Here is a 17020-nt window from a genome sequence, read left to right on the forward strand (position 1 = left end):
GGCGCCCGGGGCTCCCGCCCCCGGCGCCCCCCCCGGGGGGGGCGGGGCCCCCCCGCCGCCCCCCCCGCCCGGGGGGCCCCCGGCCCCCCCCCCCCCCGCCGGGGGTGGGCCCCCCCGCCGCAGGCCCGTACAGCCTCCGGCGGCGCCTCAAACGCCGGCGAGGCTGGGTCGGACCTGGCACAAGGGCGGGCTAGGCCCAGAGTTGGCCCTGGAGGACCTCGATGGCCTCTTCCGTCGTGGCCGCCGTGTAGACGCCCGTCGACAGGTACTTCCACCCGCCGTCGGCGACGACGAAGACGATGTCCGCGGACTCACCGGCGGCGACCGCCTTGCGGCCCACGCCGATCGCCGCGTGCAGCGCGGCCCCGGTGGAGACACCGGCGAAGATGCCCTCCTGCTGGAGCAGTTCCCGGGTGCGGGTGACCGCGTCCGCGGAGCCCACCGAGAAGCGGGTGGTCAGCACGGAGGCGTCGTACAGCTCCGGGACGAAGCCCTCGTCCAGGTTGCGCAGGCCGTAGACGAGGTCGTCGTAGCGCGGTTCGGCGGCGACGATCCGGACCCCCTCGACGTGTTCGCGCAGGTAGCGGCCGACGCCCATGAGGGTGCCGGTGGTACCGAGGCCCGCCACGAAGTGGGTGATGGACGGGAGGTCGGCGAGGATCTCCGGGCCGGTCGTGGCGTAGTGGGCGCCCGCGTTGTCCGGGTTGCCGTACTGGTAGAGCATCACCCAGTCCGGGTGCTCCGCCGCCAGTTCCTTGGCGACGCGGACCGCCGTGTTGGAGCCGCCCGCTGCGGGCGACGGGACGATCTCGGCTCCCCACATGGCCAGGAGGTCACGGCGCTCCTGGCTGGTGTTCTCCGGCATGACGCACACGATCCGGTAGCCCTTGAGCTTCGCCGCCATGGCGAGCGAGATGCCCGTGTTGCCGGAGGTGGGCTCCAGGATCGTGCAGCCGGGGTAGAGGCGGCCGGACTTCTCGGCCTGCTCGACCATGTGGAGCGCGGGGCGGTCCTTGATCGAGCCGGTCGGATTACGGTCCTCCAGCTTGGCCCAGATCCGGACGTCCTCCGAGGGGGACAGCCGGGGAAGCCGGACCAGCGGGGTGTTGCCGACCGCCGCCAGCGGGGAGTCGTAGCGCATTACTTCGATCCGCCGGCCACGGCCGGGAGGATGGTGACGCTGTCGCCGTCCTTCAGCTCGGTGGTGATGCCGGCGAGGAAGCGGACGTCCTCGTCGTTCAGGTACACGTTCACGAAGCGGCGCAGCTCGCCGCCCTTGGCCGCGTCGATGATGCGCTCCTGGATGCCCTTGTGACGGGTCTCCAGGTCGGCGAAGAGGTCGCCGAGGGTCGCGCCCTCACCGGACACGGCCTTCTCGCCGTCGGTGTAGGTGCGGAGGATGGTCGGGATGCGGACCTCGATGGCCATGGCTGGCTCCAGTCGTAAAGAAAGCGGGAAGGGCGGCGGGAACGGCGGTAAGGGCGGAGCGGGGTCGCGGTGCGGCGCGCGGCGAGCGCGGACACTGCGCGGCACTGCGGGCACTGCCGTGGTCAGGCAGCGGCAGGACAGATGGCACTGGCGAGGCGGCACAGGTCGACGTGCAGCCGCGCCACGAGCAGCAGCCTGCCGGGCGTCTCGATGCTCACGTCGTGGGGAACCATGCGGTCATGTTAACGATTCCCGGTCCGGCGTTTGGAGTGTGATTCCGCATCGTGGACGCCATCGGCTCACATACTGGGCAGTAACCTCTCAGTAACCGGCCACGACCTGCACTTCTTCCTCCGTGATCACTCCGTCGACGATCCGGTACGACCGGAACTGGAACTCCCCGAGGCCGTCCGCGTCCGCCGTGGAGACCAGTACGTAGTGCGCGCCGGGCTCGTTCGCGTAGGTCACGTCCGTGCGCGAGGGGTAGGCCTCGGTCGCGGTGTGCGAGTGGTAGACGATCACGGGCTCCTCGTCGCGGTCGTCCAGCTCGCGGTAGAGCTTCAGCAGGTCCTTGGAGTCGAACTCGTAGAACGTGGGCGACCGCGCGGCGTTCAGCATCGGGACGAACCGCTCGGGGCGGCCGGTGCCCGCCGGACCGGCGACGATCCCGCAGGCCTCGTCCGGGTGGTCCTTGCGGGCGTGCTCGACGATCCGGTCGTACAGGTCCTGGGTGAGGGTCAGCATGAGCGAAAGGATAAACAGACGGGCCCTCCCGTACCGAGGAGTGGTACGGAAGGGCCCGGATGCTGGACAGGAGCCTTACGAGGCCTTGACGAAGGCGTCCGCGTTCGGGTTGCGGCTCTTCATCACCAGGTAGGAGACGCCGAGGATCAGACCCCACAGCGGGGCGCAGTACAGCGAGACGCGGGCGTCCTTGTCGATGCCCATCATCACGATGACCATGGCGATGAAGGCGAGCGCGAACCAGCTCGTGTACGGGGCTCCGGGCGCCCGGAACGGGGACGCGGGCAGCTCGCCGCGGTCGGACTTGGCGCGGTAGCGGATCTGGCAGACCAGGATCATGATCCAGGCCCACATGCCGGAGATGGTGGCGAAGGAGACGACGTACTCGAAGGCCTTGCCCGGGGCGACGTAGTTGATCCAGACGCCCACGAGCATCAGCGCGGCGGAGAAGGTGGTGCCGACGAGCGGGGTGCCGCTCTTGGTCAGCTTGGTGAAGACCTTCGGGCCCTGGCCGTTCTGCGCGAGGTCGCGCAGCATGCGGCCGGTGGAGTACATGCCCGAGTTGCAGGAGGACAGGGCGGCGGTCAGCACCACGAAGTTGACGACGGCCGCGCCGATGCCGAGGCCCATCTTCTCGAAGGCCAGCACGAAGGGGCTCTCGCCCGCCTTGAACTGGTGCCACGGGATGACCGACAGGATCATGATCAGGGCGCCGACGTAGAAGACGGCGATCCGCCACGGCACGGTGTTGATGGCCTTGGGGAGGGTCTTCTCCGGGTCCTTGGACTCACCGGCGGTGACGCCGACGAGCTCGACCGCGAGGAAGGCGAACATCACGATCTGCAGGGTCATCAGCGTCTCGCCGATGCCGTTGGGGAAGAAGCCCCGGTCGTTCCACAGGTTCGAGACGCTCGCCGTGTCGGCCGCGTCGGAGAAGCCGATGGTCAGGATGCCCGCGCAGATCAGGATCATGCCGACGATGGCGGTGACCTTGACCATCGAGAACCAGAACTCCAGCTCGCCGAAGAGCTTCACGGAGATCAGGTTGGCGGCGTAGAGGATGAGCGTGAAGATCAGCGCGAAGCCCCACTGCGGGAAGCTGCCGTCCGTCCAGAACGCCATGTACTTCGCGGCGGCGGTGACCTCGACGATGCCGGTGACCACCCAGAAGAGCCAGTAGGTCCAGCCCGTCACGTACCCCCAGAAGGGGCCCAGGAACTCTCGGGCGTAGTCCGAGAAGGAGCCCGAGACGGGGCGGTACATGAGCAGCTCGCCCAGGGCCCGCATGATGAAGAAGATGACCAGGCCGGCGATGGCGTAGGCCAGGATCAGGCTCGGACCCGCCTTGGAGATCGCCTTTCCGGCGCCCAGGAAGAGGCCGGTGCCGATGGCTCCGCCGATGGCGATCATCTGGATCTGCCGCGCGCCGAGCGTGCGGTGGTAGCCCTCGCCCGCCTCGGCTTCGCCGCCGGCCGGCTTCGTGTCGTCGTGCTCGACCTGCACAGAGGTCATGTCTTGGTGCGCCTTTCTCCACGCCGACCCGCGCCTGAGAATGGCTGCGGACCGGATCCTCGATCCCCCCGGATACGGATGGAGTTGCACCCGGCGGTCAGCCGGTTCGAGCGAGCCGGGGAACAGGGGTGGCGTCCCGTCGGCAGTCGTGAAGATTTATCACGGCCTTACGGGTGATCGAGGCGTGAAAAGGTGACCCATGGCACGAAAAAATACGGACAAAATCCCTGAACGCGATCAGACCACCACATGGTGGTGATCTGATCGTTATCCGGATTTGAGCGTCCGCTGAGCGAACGCAGTGTGTCGGGAGCGTGTCGGGAGCTCCCTCAGAGGGTCTCGATCAGCGTCTCCTGGAGGCCGCCGAGCCACAGGTACGCCATCACCATCGGCTTGCGCGGGTCGTCGTCCGGCAGCCGGAAGAGGACCGCGCTCTCGTCGTCCTCGGTGATCTCCAGCCGCGCCGCGATGGTGAGCCGCAGGTCGTTGAGCGAGCCGAGCCAGCGCAGCGGCAGCTCCCCGGTCAACTCCAACACGGCGCCGCCGCCGGCGTCGGCGGCCTCTTCGTCCAGGCCGTCGACGAGGCCGTCGTCGAGGCCGTCGTCGAGGCCGTCGTCGAGCGTCAGCGCGTCGAGGCTGCGTACGACGGCCAGCGCGTCCTCCCGCTTGCGGGTGCGCAGGTCGTTCTCGGTGAAGCGGCGGAACTCGGCCGAGTGGGCCCGGACTTCCTCCGGGTCGGCCCCGCCGTCGCCGCCGGGACCGCCGTAGGCGTCCGGGAAGAGCCGGGCCAACGCCGGGTCGGAGGGCGGCTCGGTGGGGCCGTCGGCGGCGAACAGGACCGCCAGCGGGTCGGCGTCCGCGGCCGGTTCGGCCGCGCCGGGGCCGATCAGCTCCAGCAGCTGGACGGCCAGCGAGCGCAGGATCTGGATCTCGATCTCGTCGAGGGCGACGGCCGCGCCGCCGCCGTCGAGCGGCACGAAGGTGCCCGTCTCGCGCTCCATCAGTTGCGGTCCTGGGAGAGGGTCGCCCACAGGCCGTAGCCGTGCATGGCCTGCACGTCGCGTTCCATCTCCTCGCGGCTGCCGCTGGAGACGACCGCCCGGCCCTTGTGGTGGACGTCGAGCATCAGTTTGTTCGCCTTGTCCTTGGAGTAGCCGAAGTACGCCTGGAACACGTACGCGACGTAGCTCATGAGATTGACGGGGTCGTTGTGCACCAGCGTCACCCAGGGGACGTCGGGCTCGGGGACCGCGAAGGTCTCCTCGGCGGATTCGGTGCGTTCGATCTCAATGGGGGCGACACTCACTCGTCCCATGCTGCCACTGTGACGGGCCCGTCGCACAAACGGGCCCTACATCTCGTCACTTTGACGAGATGTGCGCTAGCATCCGTGCCATGAACCCTGCGGACCTGGGCCTGCCGGTGGACGTGCCGTCGACAGCGCTCTTCACGGACCATTACGAGCTGACGATGCTGCAGGCCGCCCTGGCCAACGGCACCGCCGACCGGCGCTCGGTCTTCGAGGTCTTCACCCGACGGCTGCCGGAAGGCCGACGCTACGGAGTGCTGGCCGGAACGGGCCGGGTGCTGGACGCGGTGGAGAACTTCCGCTTCGACGCCGCCGTGCTGGAATTCCTGCGCGAGCGGGCCGTCGTCGACATGCGGACGCTGGACTGGCTGGCCTCGTACCGCTTCTCCGGCGACATCTGGGGCTACCCGGAGGGCGAGGTCTACTTCCCCGGCTCCCCGGTGCTGCGCGTCGAGGGCAGTTTCGCCGAGTGCGTGCTGCTGGAGACCGTGATCCTCTCGATCCTCAACCACGATTCGGCGATCGCCGCGGCCGCCTCCCGGATGTCCTCGGCGGCGGGCGGGCGGCCGCTGATCGAGATGGGCGCGCGGCGCACCCACGAGCTGGCCGCGGTGGCCGCGGCGCGGGCGGCGTACGTCGGCGGCTTCGCCTCCACCTCGGACCTGGCGGCGGGCTTCCGGTACGGGATCCCCACGGTGGGCACCAGCGCGCACGCCTTCACCCTGGTGCACGACAGCGAGCGGGACGCCTTCGAGGCCCAGGTGGCCTCGCTGGGCGGATCCACCACGCTGCTGGTGGACACGTACGACGTCGCCGACGCGGTACGGACGGCCGTCGAGGTGGCGGGGACCGGGCTCGGCGCGGTCCGCATCGACTCCGGTGACCTGCTGCTCGTCGCGCACCGGGTGCGCCAGCAGCTGGACGAGCTGGGGGCCACCGGCACCCGCATCGTGGTCACCTCCGACCTGGACGAGTACGCGATCGCCTCGCTGGCCGCGGCGCCCGTGGACGCGTACGGGGTGGGCACCCAACTGGTCACCGGCAGCGGGCACCCGACGTGCTCGATGGTCTACAAGCTGGTCGCCCGGGCCACCTCCGCCGACCCGAAGGCGGTCCTGCACCCGGTGGCGAAGAAGTCCTCCGGCGGCAAGACCTCGGTGGGCGGCCGCAAGTGGGCGGCCCGGCGGCGGGACGCCGACGGGGTGGCCGAGGCGGAGGTCGTGGGCACCGGAGCCGTGCCGTCCGGGCTGGCCGGGGAGCAGCTGCTGGTGCAGCTGGTCAAGGGCGGCGAGGTGGTCGCGCGGGAGCCGCTGGAGGCGGCGCGCGACCGCCACCGCGCGGCGCTGGCGGCGCTCCCCCTCTCCGCGACCCAGCTCTCCCGCGGCGAGGCCGTCATCCCGACCGAGTACGCCTGACCCTCCCGGGGGGGGCGAATCCAGCCCCGCCGGCCCGATCCAGCCCCGCCGGCCCCATCCAGCCCCGCCGGCGTTTGAGGCGCCGCCGGAGGCACACCGCACCCGCGGACAGGACACGGCCCCGACCCCACGGCCCCCGACCACCGGCCGTCCCGCCCTCCGGGGGCGCCTCAAACGCCGGCGAGGCTGGAAGTGGGGCCGGCCCGACCAGCGGGGCTGGAAGCGGTGGGGCCGGGGGTGCGGCCCTCGGGTTCGGGGTGGGGGGAGTGGGGAAGAGGGCCAGCGGAGGGCCGGGCGGCCGGAGGCCAGGGGCACAGACGTCACACCGAGCGAAGGACACGCGAACATGCACCGCGCACTGATCGTCGTCGACGTACAGAACGACTTCTGCGAAGGCGGCAGCCTCGCGGTCACCGGGGGCGCCGACGTGGCCGCCTCCATCACGGAGCTGATCGGCCAGGCCACCCCCGGCTACCGGCACGTCGTCGCCACCCGCGACCACCACGTCGACCCCGGCGCGCACTTCGCCCGCCCCCCGGCCGAGCCGGACTACGAGACCTCCTGGCCGGTGCACTGCGTGGCCGGGACCGAGGGCGTCGGGTTCCACCCGAACTTCGCCCCCGCCGTCGCCTCGGGCGCCGTCGCGGCCGTCTTCGACAAGGGCGCCTACGACGCCGCGTACAGCGGTTTCGAGGGCGCCGACGAGAACGGCGTCACGCTCGCGGACTGGCTGCGCGCCCGGGAGGTCACCGAGGTCGACGTGGTCGGCATCGCCACGGACCACTGCGTGCGGGCGACCGCCCTGGACGCCGTCCGCGCGGGCTTCGACACCCGCGTGCTGCTCGACCTCACGGCGGGAGTGGCCCCCCACAGCACGGAGCGGGCCCTGGAGGAGCTCAGGACGGCCGGAGTGAAGCTCTCCGGCTCCCCGCACGTGACCGGCGCGTAGGACGCCCCGCAGGGCCCGTACGCCCCGTACGCCCCGCACACCCCCCACGCCCCGCCCGCACCCCGCCCGGGCCCCCGCACAGCGGACGCACAGGTTTTGCCCAGGCTTTGCCCAGGTCGGCCTCAGGCCCCCGGTAGCAGGGCCCGGATCGGGTGCCACAGCTCTTCGGCCCGGTCGGGGGCGCCGCGCCACAGCAGGCCGTCCGGATGGTGCAGGACCGCCGTCACCTCGTCGGGTGTCGGCGGCTGGGCGTTCCCGCGCAGGTACACGGCCCGCATCCCGAGGTTCCGCAGCCTGGTCAGGGCGCGGGCCCGGTTCACGGCGTGCACCAGCACGCGGACATTTCCGCCCTCACCGGACGGTCTGGGCAGCATGAGCGCGACCACCACGCTGCCGCCGGGCAATCGGACGAAACCTCCACCGGGCACGCTTGTCATCTCCCCCGTCAATAAGAAACTCGCACGGGCATCTAAACGCGAACGGCCGCCGCCCGCTAGAGGGCGACGGCCGATCATGCTCTGACCTGCGGTGATGCGTGTTACTTGGTGGAGGGACCGACCTCGACCGTCATCTGGAGACCGTCGTAGGGCTCCTTCACGATCTTGATCTTGGTGTTGGTGTCAGTGACCTTCACCGAACCGGTCGGGTTCTCGTCGTAGTAGTACGTGCCCTTGTGGTCGTCGAAGACCAGGTTGGCGGGCTTCGGCTTCAGGAAGAGCGCCTGACCGTTCTTGTGCAGGGTGAAGGCGTCCGTCGAGTACGCGCTGAAGGTGGCGTCGTACGGCTGGATCTTGTTCCGCAGCAGGGTGCCGTCGGCCCACTTCATGGGCTTGGCGTTGGCGTCGATCGGGAGGATCAGACCCTGGCCCGGGTGCTGGCTGGTGTTGTTGTCCTTCTGGGAGGTGTCCCACTGCCAGATGAGCAGGCCGTCCTGGTACGGGTAGTGCTCGACCCAGCCCGGCTTGGTGTCGGCCCAGCCGAAGTTGTACGGGCCCACCTTGAGGGTGGAGTCGTACGAGACGTAGCGGCGGTTCTCCGCCAGGTAGTACTGCGCGTACTCCTTGGTGAAGCTGGCGCCGATGCGGGAGAAGCCCTTGCCCGTCCAGCCGTTGTCGCCGTTCTCGGCGCCGTCGGTGAAGAGGGCCTGGCCGTCCGCGGTCACGGTGATGGCGTCGGCGGTGAAGCCCTTGCCGCCCGCGCCGCCGTCCGTCTGGTAGCGGAAGCGGAGGTCGAACTTCTTGCCCGCGTAGGCGTCGAGCGGGTACTTCAGGTCCTGCCAGGCGCCGGAGACGTCCGTCAGGGCCGGGTTGCCGCCCGCGTCGAGCGGGATGGCCTTGCCGTTCGCGGTGCCGGCGAGGGCGGTCCAGTTGGCGCCGCCGTCGGTGGAGGCCTCCGCGTAGAGGAAGTCGTAGTCCTTCTCGATGTCCCACCAGCCCTTGAGGGACAGGGCCGCGGAGGACTTGCCGGTCAGGTCGACCGGGCGCGAGAGGGTGTTCTTGAGGTCGTCACCCATGTTGCTCCACCACTGGCTGGCGCCTTCGGCGGGAGCGACGATCTCCGTCTTGACCTGCTTCGCGGGCAGGTCGACGATCAGGGCCTGCTTGTCCTTGGTGTTGTACTCCGCGACGCCCAGCTTGTGGGTGGACTTCGTCCCGGCCTTGGCCTTGTCGTAGTTCAGCCAGCCCAGCTGGAACTTGTCCCAGGCGTTCATGTCGCCCGGGAGGTCGCCTATGGAGTCCTTGCCGTTGCCGAGCCAGGAGCCCGCCGACATCAGGGACCAGAAGCCGACCGAGTTCTCGCCGCCGCCGGAGGTGTCGTACAGGTCCGGGAGGCCGAGGTCGTGGCCGTACTCGTGCGCGAAGACGCCGAGGCCGCCGTTCTCGGGCTGCATCGTGTAGTCGCCGACCCAGATGCCGGTGTTGCCGATCTGGGTGCCGCCGGCCTTGTTGTTCGCCGGGCCGGTCTTGCCCGCGTCGGTGCCGTAGGCGTACCAACGGTGCGCCCACAGGGCGTTGGTGCCCTGCACGCCGCCACCGGCCGACTCGTCCTCGCCCGCGTGGACGATCTGGAAGTGGTCGATGTAGCCGTCGGGCTCGTTGAAGTTGCCGTCGCCGTCGAAGTCGTTGCGGTCCCACTGGTCGTACTGGGACAGCTGCGCCTTGATCTCGGCGTCGGTCTTGCCGGCCTTCTTCTGGGCGTCGGCCCAGGCGGTGACGCCGTCACGGACGGTGTCCCACACGTTGGCGCAGTTGGTCTGACCGCAGTAGTTCGAGCCGTAACGGGCCTCGTTGTACGGGATCTTGACCCAGTCCTGGACCTGGCCCTCGACCGAGTAGCGACCCGAGGAGGTCTTCTCGTAGTAGGTCTTCAGCGAGTTCTTGCCCTGGCCGGTACCGAAGTACAGGTCCTGGAAGTAGTCGCGGCTGAAGTCCTTGCGCCAGGCGGTGCTGTTGTTCGTCTTGCGGTCGGGCTGCGCGATCTGGTTGTGCGCCGGGCCGGGGTTGCCGCCGTACTTCTGCACCGGGGGCTTCGGGCCGTCGGCACCGTCCGGGTCGAACATGGTGGTGCTGTCCACCTGGTCGCCGAAGTCGACGAGGATCGTGAAGATCTTGTCGGTCTTCTCTCGGCCCAGCTCGACGTACTTCTTGTCGTCGAGCTTGACGACCTTCGACGCGCCACGCTGCTCGACGTTGGTCTTGCCCGACAGCACCTGCTCCAGGGCGGCCTTGCGGGCCTGCTCCTGCTGCTTGCTGTACGGACCGTCGAGGTTGTGGTTGACCGAGTTGGCCGGAGCCGTCGGGTCCTGCTGAACGGCGGCCGCCACGGGCGCGGGGGCCACGGGGCCCGACGCGGTCGCGGTGGTGAAGGCTGCGCCGCTGGCGGCGCACGCGGCGATGGTCACGGCGACTGCCGTGGCGCGCAGCGCCCGCCTTCTGGCGGAGTCTGAGTTGCTGGTCACTTGATGTCGTTCCCCTCCCGCGGCCGCCAGGACGTTCGGAACGTCTCCATCGGAGCGGGGGGTTCCGCGCGGCACGCGTCTCAAGTGACGACATTTGACCGGAGTAACGCGAGAAAAGACAGACCTTGACTTGTTCCCTACAACTGCACTATGCGGTCAGGGAGTTCCGCTATTCGGACGTTCCGCAGCCATATGGGGCGAACGGCGCTTCCCGCCCGCGCCCGCGCCCCCCATCTCGGGCCAAGGCATGACTCCGTGCGCCCCCCATGCTCCGGGAGACCGGTGCCAACGGGTTAGGACACGCTTACCGTTGGTCAGGCTCGGGCATCCCCCGTCGTAGAGTTCCCTCCCTGCTTGAGGACGGATATCGCCATGCCGCGACCGACCGCCGTTCAGCTCACTTCCGGTTCCGTCACCGTCGTCGTGTCGACGATCGCCATGCTGCTGCTCTCGCAGACGAGCACGGGCCTCGGCGTCGCGGTCATCTCAGCGGCGGCCCTCGCCCTCGGCCTGCTCGTCGCCCTCACCGTGCCCATGCCGAAGCGGCGGCGCCGTGGACCCGACACCGCCGTGGACGCACCGGCGGCCGCCCGGGTCCCTGCACCCCGGACGGCCGCCCACGAACATTCCGTGCACCACTAGGGCGCACCCTGCTGCCGCCTATGTCGCCGAGCTGACCACCACGGTCTTGGCGACCTTGTCGTGCCAAGCCTGCTTGTACGGCTTGTCGATGAGCATCGAGACGACGAGCGCGATCGGCCACAGGCAGAAGCAGCAGAGCAGCGTCGGCAGCCAGAGCACCGCGGCGCGGGTCAGCGCGGCGTTGGACGGCGGGACGCTGCCGTCGTTCAGCATGGCGACGCGCACGCTCATCGCCCTCTTTCCGATGGTCTGACCGTTCTTCTTGGTCATGAACCAGTCGTAGCCGACGTAGGCGAGGATCCCGATCAGCGTCCAGATCAGACCGCTGCCGCTGTAGGACCTGACGACGACGTCGCTGATGTCGTCGCCCTTGCTGGTGTCGACGACGTAGCGCTTGCTGCTGAAGATCCACTGCAGGAGGTACAGCGGCACGCTGATGATCAGCAGGTCGATGACGCGGGCCGCGAGCCGCTTGCCGAAGTCCGCGAGCGGGGGCATCCCGGCGAGCGGGTCGGGCATGCCGTAGCCGCCTCTACCGCCCCCGCCGTACGGGTCCCCGCCGCCGTAGGGCGGCGGCGGGGGCGGATATCCGCCTCCACCGGGCGGGCTCCCGCCGTAGGGCCCGCCGCCCTGCGGCGGGGTGGGCCCGCCGGGCGGCGGTGAGCCGTACGGCGAGCCGCCCGACGGCGGCGTCGGCTGCTGGGGCTTCTTGAGGAACGGGTCGTCCTCGGGCGACGGGCCCGGCGGCGGCTGGTCGGTGCTCATGGCCCGAGTCGAACCCGGCCGCGCACCCCGCGCAATGCGACCGCGTCCGTTCGGGCGACCCGCCCGGCCGAACGGGCCCTCGGCGGGCCTGCGGTCGGCCCTCAGCGGACCACGTACGTCCCCGCCGCCCTGTCGTGCCAGCCCTGCCGGCGCGCCCGGTCGCCCAGGCACCGCAGCGAGCCGGGCAGGCCCAGGAGCGCGAACACCAGCCACCGGCGCAGCGCCGCGGCGAAGGACGGCGGTCGTCGGGTCGCGACCGAGAGCACCCTGACCCCGAACAGCTTCTTGCCCAACGTGCGACCCCACCGCGCGGTCGGCAGCACCTCGCAGAAGACGCCGAAGAGCAGTACGGCACCGAGTACGACGCCCAGGTAGCCGGCGGTGGTCCCGTCGAGCAGCCATACCGTGACGGTGCGCCCGCTCCCCCGGGCCGCCTCCACCTTGGCGTCCAGGTGCGCGGTGACGGCCGGCAGGAGGGGCTGGGCCACGGCCACCGCGACGGCGCCCAGCACCACCGAGTCCACGGCCCGCGCGAGCAGTCGGCGGGCCGGCCCGGCGGGGCGCGCGGCCCGTTCGGCCATCCGCTCGAAGACGGCGTGATCGGTGCGCCGGGGGGCACGGACCGCTTCCTCGGCCGGCGCCGCGGCCTCGGCGGCGGGGACGGGCGCGGCGGCCGCGGGCGCGGCGACGGGCGCGGGGGTCGGGACCGGGGCCGGGTCGGGAGCGGGCGCCACGGCGGTGCGGGCGGGGGCGGGCGCAGCCACGGCCGCGGGGGCGCGGCGACTGCCCTGCGGTTCCGGCCAGTCGGGGACCGGGGCGACGGACGCCGCGGGCGCGGCGGGCACGGCCGGCGCCACCGGTGACCTCGCCGAGAGGATGCCGACGCCGTCGTAGGTTCCGACCGGGGCGGCGGGCTGGGCGGGGGCGGCCGGGGCGCGGCCGATCCGGACCCCGGAGGCGGAGGCGCGGACGGCCGCCGGTTCGCGCACCGACTCCCAGCGCGGCTCCGGGAACGGCTCCGGGTGGGATTCCGGTTGTGCCTCGATGAGCGGCTCGGGGCGGCTCCGGCCGAGCGAGACACCACCCGGACGGGATACGGCGTGCCCGTGCTCGGATTCCCCCTGACCCCAGGAAACCATCTGGTCACGGGGGCCGCCGAAGCCCGCCTGGTGCACCGGGTCGGCCTGCCAGCGCACCGGATCGGGCTCTGGCGCCCGTACCGGCTCCGACTGCGCGACGGGTTCCGGTTCGCGACAGGCGGCGGTCAGGGAGGTCTCGTCGAGGAAGACCGGGCCGGTCTCCTCCGCGGGCGCGGGGCGGCTCGTACCGGGAACCCAGGACCCGCCGTTCCAGTACCGGACGTACCCGGGGATGGACGGGTCGGGGTAGTACCCCTCGCGGGCCGCGTGCCCGCCGTCTCCAGGGGAGGCCGTCAATGTCCCCAACTCCGTTCGTGGCGCGAGGCATGTGCAGGGGAGGACCATAGCCAAGAACCGCCGTGCCGCAGGGCGGGTAACGCAAGAGTGCAGCCCTTCGGGCGAACCTCGTCCCATGCACCTGCTTTCGGTCAGCCGATAGTTTTCGGCCATCCTTCGGAACGTTCGCGGAAGTCGCGTCATAGTCGCGTGCCGGCGCGCTCTCTCCGGGTGCGGGGTCGGACACCGGCCCCGCGCGAGGCGAAGTGAATCGAAGTGAGGCTGCCATGCACTACCCCGTCATCGAGCGCGAGCTGGAACTGCGACTGGTCCTGTCCCCCGAGCGCAGCATCTGCGTGCCCGCCAAGCTGTCCTACCGCGCGGGCGACCCGTACGCGGTCCACATCACCTTCCACACCGGCACCAGCGCGCCGGTCAACTGGACCTTCGCCCGCGAGCTGCTCGTGGAGGGCGTCTTCCGCCCCAGCGGCCACGGCGACGTCCGGATCTGGCCCACCAAGATCGAGGGGCGCAGCGTGCTCTGCATGGCGCTCAGTTCCCCGGACGGGGACGCCCTGCTGGAGGCGCCGGCCGCGGCGGTGTCGGCCTGGCTGGAGCGCACCCTGCGGATGGTGCCGCCCGGGACCGAGGCCGAACGCCTGGGCCTGGACGACGCGCTGGCGGCGCTGCTCGCGCCGACCCCGGCCGATGACCTGTGGCTGCGCGACCCCTGGCCCTCCGACGAGTCCGCGGACGGCGACGTGTGAGCGGGGCCGCCGCACGACGGCGGGGCCCCGCCGCGGCCTCAGAACAGCTTGCCGGGATTGAGCAGGCCCAGCGGGTCGAAGGCCTGCTTGACCGCGCGCTGCACCTCCATGCCGACCGGCCCCAGTTCGCGGGCCAGCCACTCCTTCTTCAGCACGCCGACCCCGTGTTCGCCCGTGATCGTGCCGCCCAGCGCCAGGCCCAGCGCCATGATCTCGTCGAAGGACCGGCGGGCCCGGGCCGTCTCGTCGGCGTCCGCCGGGTCGAAGCAGACCACGGGGTGGGTGTTGCCGTCGCCCGCGTGCGCGCACACCCCGATGGTGAGGTCGTGCGCCCGGGCGATCGCCGCGGTGCCGTCCAGCATCTCGGCGAGGCGCGAGCGCGGCACGCACACGTCGTCGATCATCGTGGCCGGGCGCAGGGTGTCGAGCGCGGTCAGGGCCATCCTGCGGGCCTGGAGCAGCAGTTCGGACTCGGCCTCGTCGTCGGCGGGCACCACGGTGCCGGCTCCGGCGGCCGTGCACAGCGCGCCGACGGCCGCGAGGTCGGCGGGCGCGTCAGGGGTGTCGAAGGCCGCGAGGAGCAGCGCCTCGGTGGTCTCGGGCAGGCCCATCTTGCCGAGCGCGTTGACGGCGCGGACCGTCGTGCGGTCCATCAGTTCCAGCAGCGAGGGCGTCAGTCCGGCCTCCATGACCGCGCAGACGGCCGCGCAGGCCGCGGCGGCCGAGGGGAACTCGGCGGCGAGCGCGAGCTGGCGCGGCGGCGCGGGGCGCAGCGCGAGGACGGCCTGCACGACGACGCCCAGGGTGCCCTCGGAGCCGACGAAGAGCCGGGTCAGGTCGTAACCGGCGACGCCCTTGGCGGTGCGCCGTCCCGTGCGCAGCAGCCGCCCGTCGGCCAGGACCACGTCCAGCCCGAGGACGTACTCGGCGGTGACCCCGTACTTGACGCAGCACAGGCCGCCCGAGGCGGTGCCGATGTTGCCGCCGATCGTGCACTGTTCCCAGCTGGAGGGGTCGGGCGGGTAGTACAGGCCGCGCTCCGCGACGGCCCGCGAGAGCACGGCGTTGACCACGCCCGGTTCCACGACGGCGAGCCGGTCGACCGCGTCGATCTCCAGGATCCGGTCCATGGCGGTCAGCGAGAGCACGATGCAGCCGTCGGAGGCGTTCGCCGCGCCCGACAGGCCCGTGCGGGCGCCCTGCGGGACGACCGGGACCCGTAGTGCCGTCGCGGTGCGCATCACGTGCTGGACCTGTTCGACCGTGCGGGGCAGGACCACGGCGGCCGGGGTGCCGGCCGCGCAGAAGCCCGCCATGTCGGTCGCGTACCCGGAGGTCACCTGGGGGTCGGTGATCACGGCCGCGGCCGGCAACCCCGCGTGCAGGCGTGCCAAGAGATCGTCCATGGTGCCAGCGTGGCACCCGCCGCCATCGGTGTGAACCCGGGCGCGACCCTCTTCGGACACCTCCGCGCGCTCTTCATATTGACGCACAGTGACCCCATGGACGAGGAATCGCGCCCCGCACCACCCGTGACCTTCACCGGCCGCAAGACGCTCGTGCCGGCCGTCGTCGCCGTGGTCCTGATCGTCGGGGCCCTGGTGATCCGGCCGGTCGAGAACGGCGACGACGCCCGACCGCCCGGGCCCAGCGAGCGGGCCGCCTCCGCGGTCGGCATGGGCGCGCCCGCGGCGGCGGCCGACCTGAGCGCGCTGATCGCCGACCGGGAGAAGTGGGTGGCCGCGCACGCCGACGACGACGGCTCGTGGGCGGTGCTGGGGGCGGCCTACCTGGAGCAGGCGCGGCGCACCGGCGACACGCTGTGGTGTCCCAAGGCGGAGCGGGCGCTGAAGCGTTCGCTGGAGCTGCGGCCCGCGGAGAAGGGCAACTTCGACGCGATGACGGGCATGGGCGCCCTGGCGGTGGCCCGGCGGGACTACGGGACCGCGAAGAAGTGGGGTGAGCTGGTGCGGGCGCAGTCGCCGAAGCGCTGGACGGCGTACCCGGTGCTCGTGGACGCCTACGGCGGGCTGGGCGACTACAAGGCCGCCGAGAAGGCGATGAACGAGCTGCTGGAGCTGCGGCCGGGGCTGGCGGCCTTCACCCGGGCCGCGCAGGTCTACCGGGACCACGGCTGGCGCGAGGACGCGGTGGCGGCGATGGCGAACGCGTCGGGCGCGGCGAAGGCGCCGGTGGAGAAGGCGTACGTACTGGACCGGATGGGCGACCTGTCCTGGGAGCGCGGCGATTCGGGCGAGGCGCTGCGGATGTTCGAGGGCGCGCTGCGGACCGATCCGGGGCAGGCGGAGGCGCTGGGCGGGCGGGCGCGGGCGCTGGCCTCGTTGGGGCGTTCGGGCGAGGCGGTGCGGGACTACCGGATGGCGCTGGGCCGGGCGCCGGTGCCGCGGCTGGCGCTGGAGCTGGGCGAGCTGCTGGAGTCGCTCGGCCGGACGGAGGAGGCGCGCACGCCGTACGAGGTGCTGGGCTCGCTGGCTTCGAAGGGCATGGCGAACGGGGTCTCGGACGAGGTGACGCTCGGCCTGTACGAGGCGGACCACGGCGATCCGGCGGCGGCGGTGCGGCGGCTGACGGCCGAGTGGGGCCGGCACAAGAACCTGCAGGTGGCGGACGCCCTGGGGTGGGCGCTGCACCGGACCGGGGACGACGCGGCGGCGCTGGAGTACGCGAAGAAGGCGACCGAGCTGGGGCTGCGGAGCGCGGACTTCTCCTACCACCGGGGACAGATCGAGCGGGGCCTGGGCGACGTGGCGGCGGCCCGCCGCCACTTCCAGGACGCGCTGCGGACCAACCCGCGGTTCTCGCCGCTGCGGGGACCGCTGGCGAAGGAGGCGCTGGACGCGGCGGGCCGGCCCGCGTCCGGCGGGCCGGAGAACATGCAGCCGAAGGGGCCGTGGGTGGCTCCGGTGATGCCGAAGCCGTCGGCGAAGGCCTCCCCGTCGCCTTCGCCGTCGGCCCGCTGACGCCCGTTCCGACTCCCGCGCGCGGCGGGGGCCGCGGCCCCCCCCACGGGGGCGGCCCCCCCCGCCCGGCGGGGGGGGGGGGGGGGTGGCGGGCGTGAGCGGCGGGCGGCCCGTAGCCGCCCAAACGGGCCTGG

The 17020-nt window shown here is 71.8% G+C and carries 17 protein-coding genes; 5 read left to right on the plus strand and 12 right to left on the minus strand.

The features are described 5' to 3' along the window. Nucleotides 1-190: 190 nt before the first annotated feature. The 7 genes from ACIBEA_RS36850 to clpS form a co-directional block, all read right to left on the minus strand. Nucleotides 191-1141: a PLP-dependent cysteine synthase family protein gene (locus tag ACIBEA_RS36850; RefSeq protein ID WP_399267578.1), complete on the minus strand. Its 951-nt coding sequence runs from the start codon at nucleotides 1139-1141 to the stop codon at nucleotides 191-193. After that, entirely contained in the window at nucleotides 1141-1428 is a 288-nt protein-coding gene (locus tag ACIBEA_RS36855) for a MoaD/ThiS family protein (RefSeq protein ID WP_385772593.1), read from the minus strand. Before ACIBEA_RS36855 ends, ACIBEA_RS36850 begins: the two co-directional genes overlap by 1 nt. 122 nt (nucleotides 1429-1550) lie before the next feature. After that, complete coding sequence (locus ACIBEA_RS36860) at nucleotides 1551-1661, minus strand: putative leader peptide (RefSeq protein ID WP_330330664.1); 111 nt, start codon at nucleotides 1659-1661, stop codon at nucleotides 1551-1553. Between the two features lie 88 nt (nucleotides 1662-1749). After that, nucleotides 1750-2172, minus strand: coding sequence for a M67 family metallopeptidase (locus ACIBEA_RS36865; RefSeq protein WP_354384419.1), 423 nt, complete (start codon nucleotides 2170-2172; stop codon nucleotides 1750-1752). Nucleotides 2173-2247: 75 nt separating this feature from the next. Beyond that, nucleotides 2248-3684, minus strand: coding sequence for an amino acid permease (locus tag ACIBEA_RS36870; RefSeq protein ID WP_399267579.1), 1437 nt, complete (start codon nucleotides 3682-3684; stop codon nucleotides 2248-2250). A gap of 329 nt (nucleotides 3685-4013) precedes the next feature. Further along, nucleotides 4014-4685, minus strand: a complete 672-nt coding sequence (locus ACIBEA_RS36875) for a DUF2017 domain-containing protein (protein WP_399267580.1) — start codon at nucleotides 4683-4685, stop codon at nucleotides 4014-4016. Beyond that, entirely contained in the window at nucleotides 4685-4999 is a 315-nt protein-coding gene (gene clpS, locus ACIBEA_RS36880; RefSeq protein WP_354384416.1) for an ATP-dependent Clp protease adapter ClpS, read from the minus strand. The genes ACIBEA_RS36875 and clpS overlap by 1 nt, the downstream gene beginning before the upstream one ends. Before the next feature lie 80 nt (nucleotides 5000-5079). Between clpS and ACIBEA_RS36885 the strand changes: the two genes are divergently transcribed. Both ACIBEA_RS36885 and ACIBEA_RS36890 read left to right on the plus strand, forming a co-directional pair. Then, a complete protein-coding gene (locus ACIBEA_RS36885; protein WP_399267581.1) occupies nucleotides 5080-6408 on the plus strand; it encodes a nicotinate phosphoribosyltransferase in 1329 nt (442 codons plus the stop codon). Nucleotides 6409-6754: 346 nt separating this feature from the next. Then, nucleotides 6755-7357: a nicotinamidase gene (locus ACIBEA_RS36890; RefSeq protein ID WP_399267582.1), complete on the plus strand. Its 603-nt coding sequence runs from the start codon at nucleotides 6755-6757 to the stop codon at nucleotides 7355-7357. A gap of 122 nt (nucleotides 7358-7479) precedes the next feature. On the opposite strand, the gene ACIBEA_RS36895 is transcribed toward ACIBEA_RS36890, so the two are convergent. Both ACIBEA_RS36895 and ACIBEA_RS36900 read right to left on the minus strand, forming a co-directional pair. After that, nucleotides 7480-7785, minus strand: coding sequence for a hypothetical protein (locus ACIBEA_RS36895; protein WP_399267583.1), 306 nt, complete (start codon nucleotides 7783-7785; stop codon nucleotides 7480-7482). A gap of 110 nt (nucleotides 7786-7895) precedes the next feature. After that, on the minus strand, nucleotides 7896-10196 hold the full coding sequence (locus tag ACIBEA_RS36900; RefSeq protein WP_399267660.1) for an immune inhibitor A domain-containing protein: 2301 nt from the start codon (nucleotides 10194-10196) through the stop codon (nucleotides 7896-7898). Nucleotides 10197-10688: 492 nt separating this feature from the next. Between ACIBEA_RS36900 and ACIBEA_RS36905 the strand changes: the two genes are divergently transcribed. Next, nucleotides 10689-10958 carry a hypothetical protein gene (locus tag ACIBEA_RS36905; protein ID WP_399267584.1) on the plus strand — a complete coding sequence of 90 codons (270 nt, stop codon included), beginning with the start codon at nucleotides 10689-10691 and terminating at the stop codon, nucleotides 10956-10958. A gap of 18 nt (nucleotides 10959-10976) precedes the next feature. Here ACIBEA_RS36905 and ACIBEA_RS36910 read toward each other — a convergent pair whose 3' ends face one another. Then, a complete protein-coding gene (locus ACIBEA_RS36910) occupies nucleotides 10977-11723 on the minus strand; it encodes an RDD family protein (protein ID WP_399267585.1) in 747 nt (248 codons plus the stop codon). Nucleotides 11724-11824: 101 nt separating this feature from the next. Then, the gene (locus tag ACIBEA_RS36915; protein WP_399267586.1) at nucleotides 11825-13159 is read right to left on the minus strand and encodes an RDD family protein; all 1335 of its coding nucleotides are present in this window, start codon (nucleotides 13157-13159) and stop codon (nucleotides 11825-11827) included. A gap of 266 nt (nucleotides 13160-13425) precedes the next feature. Here ACIBEA_RS36915 and ACIBEA_RS36920 point away from each other — a divergent pair, with 266 nt between their 5' ends. Next, nucleotides 13426-13905: an SsgA family sporulation/cell division regulator gene (locus tag ACIBEA_RS36920; RefSeq protein ID WP_399267587.1), complete on the plus strand. Its 480-nt coding sequence runs from the start codon at nucleotides 13426-13428 to the stop codon at nucleotides 13903-13905. 38 nt (nucleotides 13906-13943) lie between these two features. On the opposite strand, the gene ACIBEA_RS36925 is transcribed toward ACIBEA_RS36920, so the two are convergent. Continuing rightward, entirely contained in the window at nucleotides 13944-15311 is a 1368-nt protein-coding gene (locus ACIBEA_RS36925; RefSeq protein ID WP_399267588.1) for an FAD-binding oxidoreductase, read from the minus strand. A 96-nt stretch (nucleotides 15312-15407) separates the two neighbouring features. Here ACIBEA_RS36925 and ACIBEA_RS36930 point away from each other — a divergent pair, with 96 nt between their 5' ends. Continuing rightward, a complete protein-coding gene (locus tag ACIBEA_RS36930) occupies nucleotides 15408-16886 on the plus strand; it encodes a tetratricopeptide repeat protein (protein WP_399267589.1) in 1479 nt (492 codons plus the stop codon). The last annotated feature ends 134 nt before the right edge of the window (nucleotides 16887-17020 follow it).

Origin of the sequence: Streptomyces sp. NPDC051555, from assembly GCF_044454405.1 — a bacterium.
Lineage (GTDB): Bacteria > Actinomycetota > Actinomycetes > Streptomycetales > Streptomycetaceae > Streptomyces.